The following is a 3,583-nucleotide window of genomic DNA, read 5'->3' as shown; positions in this document are numbered from 1 at the left end:
GCCGGCAGCGATGAATCCCGGAGCCCCCGGAATCCGCTAGCTCGGCGAATAAAACCTGTCGCCCGGTCGCCCCTCGCGGCCGGGCGACAGGCATTTTGCATCTAAAACACTGCCGCCGAACGGCTTTCAGGCCAGGTAGTCCGCGGGCATCGATTCGAACATGAACTTGGTCATCCGCACCGCGTACTCGGAGCTGCCTCCCCCGACGATCAGCGACGCGAAGGCCAGATCGCCGCGGTAACCCGCGAACCAGGAATGCGAACCGCCCGGAAACTCGGCCTCACCAGTCTTTCCGTACACCTCGCCGCAGCCGGCGATCTCTTTACCGGTGCCGTTGGTGACCACCAAGCGCATCATCGGGCGCAGACCTTCGATCATTTTCTCGCTGATCGGTGTGGTATCGCCGGTGATCGCGGTCGACCGTCCCTCAATCAGCTTGGGCACCGGCGTCTTTCCGGCGGCCACGGTCGCCGCGACCATCGCCATCCCGAACGGGGAGGCCAACACCTTGCCCTGGCCGAAGCCATCCTCGGTGCGTTCGGCCAAATCGACTGTCGGAGGCACTGATCCGGTGACCGTACTGAGGCCGTCGACCTGGTAGTCCAGCCCCATGCCGTACTGGTTGGCGGCCTGCGTCAATCCGCGCGGGGGCATCTGGCTGGCCAGTTCGGCGAAAGTGGTGTTGCACGAACTGGCGAACGCCCGCGACATGGGCACCGTGCCCAAGTCGAATCCGCCGTAGTTGGGGACCACGCGCTGTCCGATGTCGAGATGCCCGGGGCAGGCCAAAAGTGTATTGGGGCTTGCCATGTCACGCTCGAGGGCCGCACCCGCGGTGACCATCTTGAACGTCGACCCCGGCGGGTAGAGGCCGGTGGTGGCAAGCGGGCCCAGCGCGTCGGCCGCGGAATTCTGTGCGACGGCGAGGATCTCGCCCGTCGACGGTTTGATCACGACGATCATCGCCTGGCGACCCTGGTTGTCCACTGCGTGCTGGGCAGCGTTCTGGACGGCGCGATCCAGGCTGATCGACACCGAGGGCGCCGGCGCCGGCTCGACCTCGTGCAGGACCGCCAGATCGACGTTGTTCTGGTTGATGCTGACCACCCGCCAACCCGCCTGGCCGTCGAGTTGGTCGATCACCGCCTTCTTCACCTGATTGATCAAGGCTGGGGCGAAGTGATAGTCCGTCGGCAGCAACTCGGCTTGCGGGGTGATCACCACGCCGGGCAGACTGCCCAGCGCCGGGGCGATCCTGTTGTTGTCGTCGACCCGCAGCGTGATCAGATCCACCGGTTTGCCGGTGCCGCTGGCCTGCTCGGCCAGCCGTTGCGGATCGTTGAGAGTGTCGTCAAGCGGATGCAGCACGTCGATCACCGACCGCGCGGTGCTGATCAGGAAGGCGCCGGCCTTGGAAGCGTCCAGCGTGTAGTGATACAGGTAGCCGGGCGCCAGCACGTCGGTGCCGCCGACTTCGTTCACCGACGCACGCTTCGGGGCGTCGGCGCGCAGCGCCAGCGTCTGGTGCTCGCCGAGGCGAGGGTGTAGGTCGGTGCTGTTCCAGCGGATCTGCCAACGACCTTCGTAGCGAGCCATTTTCAGCTTGCCGTCGTAGGTCCAGATTCGGTTCTTCGGCAGATGCCAGGTGTAGCGGTAGCTCACCGAGCCGGTGTCGTCGGTGTACTTCGAGCCGAGAACCTGGGTGTCCAAGTGGGTGGCCTGCAGGCCGGCCCACGCCGCGTTGAGCGCTTCGCGCGCATCGCTGGGATTGTCGCTGAGATCGGCCGCCGCCGCGGTGTCACCGGTGGCTAACGCGGCGAAGAACCGATCGGCCGCCGGCGCCGGCCCTTCGGGCCGCGGAGTGCACGCTGAGACGGCAGATGTGGTGAGCAGAACCACGGCGCCGACTGTGGCAGCTGATGCCACTGTGATTTTTGTTGCCATTGTGGCTGATGTTAGAGCTGTGAACGCTGGACGGACGGCGACACACCGACACCGAATTGTTACGCGAATGGCCACCGGCATATTTGCGTCGACATCGACGGCAGCGCGAAAAAGCGCGAGTAGAGACCGCGCCTACGTCGATCTCGGCGTAGCAGTCCGGATCAGTCCAGCAGGACGGTGGCGAAAGTCCCGACCTCGACGAAGCCGATTCGGTCGTAGGTAGCCTTCGCGACCGTGTTGAAATCGTTGACGTACAGGCTGGCAATGCGTCCGGTGCCGACGACCACCGCGGCCAGGGTTGCGGTCCCCGCCGTCCCCAGGCCTCGGCCACGCCACTCCGGATGCACCCAAACCCCCTGGATCTGGCTGACCGTCGGCGACTGCGATCCGACCTCAGCCTTGAAGACCACCTCACCGTTCTCGAAGCGGGCCCACGCCCGTCCGGCGGCGATCAAACTGGCGACCCGCCGCCGGTAGCCGCGGCCGCCGTCACCGAGTCGTGGGTCGACACCCACCTCGCCGATGAACATGTCGACGGCCGCCACCAGATAGGTGTCGAGTTCGTCGGGTTTGACCTGGCGCACACCCGGGTCGATCGCGCAGGTCGGCATCGAGGTCAGCGACATCAACGGCTGACGCTCACGCACATCGCGCGCCGGGCCCCAGGCCGGCTCGAGCCGCTGCCACATCGGCATCACCAACTCGGCGCGGCCGACGAGTGACGAGCATCGCCGCGCGGCGGTCAGCGCCGCATCGGCGAACGCGTACATGTCGTCGAGTCGACCGCGCAGCGGAATCAGGTTGGCGCCGGCGTAGCACAACGACTCCTCGGGCCCGCGGCGCGTCCACAACTCTCCACCAATCGAGTTGGGGTCCAAGCCATGATCGGCAACTCGCGCGGCGACCATGCACGAGCCGACCGGGTCGTCGTCGAAAACGCGGCGGACCGACGCTCCGTCGCGCACTACCGACACCCGTCGCTCGCTGACCATGCGGCGAATGGGCGGAGCCGACATACTGACTCTTTCTGAGACGGATACTCGGCCCGATTAGACCACTGTCAGCTTACGGTCACAACCGGCGAACCGCTTGCGGTTGGTCCTGTGTCCATCTCGGCAGCCAATCGCATTGCCTCTTCGATCAGCGTCTCGACGATCTGCGCTTCCGGCACGGTCTTGATCACTTCACCGCGGACGAAGATCTGGCCCTTGCCGTTACCCGAGGCGACGCCGAGGTCGGCCTCGCGCGCCTCCCCCGGCCCGTTGACCACGCAACCCATGACGGCCACCCGCAGCGGCACATCGAGTCCATCCAGACCGGCAGTGACTTCGTTGGCCAGGCTGTAGACGTCAACCTGCGCACGACCGCACGACGGGCAGGACACGATCTCCAGCCCGCGCGGCCGCAGGTTCAACGACTCGAGAATCTGAGTGCCGACCTTGACTTCCTCGACCGGTGGCGCCGACAGCGACACCCGGATGGTGTCGCCAATCCCCCGGGATAGCAAGGCACCGAACGCGACCGCGGACTTGATGGTGCCCTGGAAGGCCGGACCGGCCTCGGTGACGCCGAGGTGCAGTGGATAGTCGCACTGTGCGGCGAGTTGCTCGTAGGCCGCGACCATCACCACCGGGTCGTT

The 3,583-nt window shown here is 66.0% G+C and carries 3 protein-coding genes; all 3 read right to left on the bottom strand.

What is annotated here, in order from left to right:
• Positions 1 to 126 precede the first annotated feature (126 nt).
• Positions 127 to 1,944 carry a penicillin-binding transpeptidase domain-containing protein gene (locus tag VN856_RS11275; RefSeq protein ID WP_325688972.1) on the bottom strand — a complete coding sequence of 606 codons (1,818 nt, stop codon included), beginning with the start codon at positions 1,942 to 1,944 and terminating at the stop codon, positions 127 to 129.
• Between the two features lie 161 nt (positions 1,945 to 2,105).
• Positions 2,106 to 2,960: a GNAT family N-acetyltransferase gene (locus tag VN856_RS11270; RefSeq protein WP_325688970.1), complete on the bottom strand. Its 855-nt coding sequence runs from the start codon at positions 2,958 to 2,960 to the stop codon at positions 2,106 to 2,108.
• A gap of 44 nt (positions 2,961 to 3,004) precedes the next feature.
• A partial coding sequence (locus VN856_RS11265; protein WP_325688968.1) for a flavodoxin-dependent (E)-4-hydroxy-3-methylbut-2-enyl-diphosphate synthase occupies positions 3,005 to 3,583 on the bottom strand: 579 nt, incomplete at its 5' end.

Origin of the sequence: Mycobacterium sp. (assembly GCF_035603715.1) — a bacterium.
In the GTDB taxonomy this organism is placed as follows: Bacteria; Actinomycetota; Actinomycetes; order Mycobacteriales; family Mycobacteriaceae; genus Mycobacterium.
This window is presented reverse-complemented; position numbering and strand designations above follow the sequence as displayed.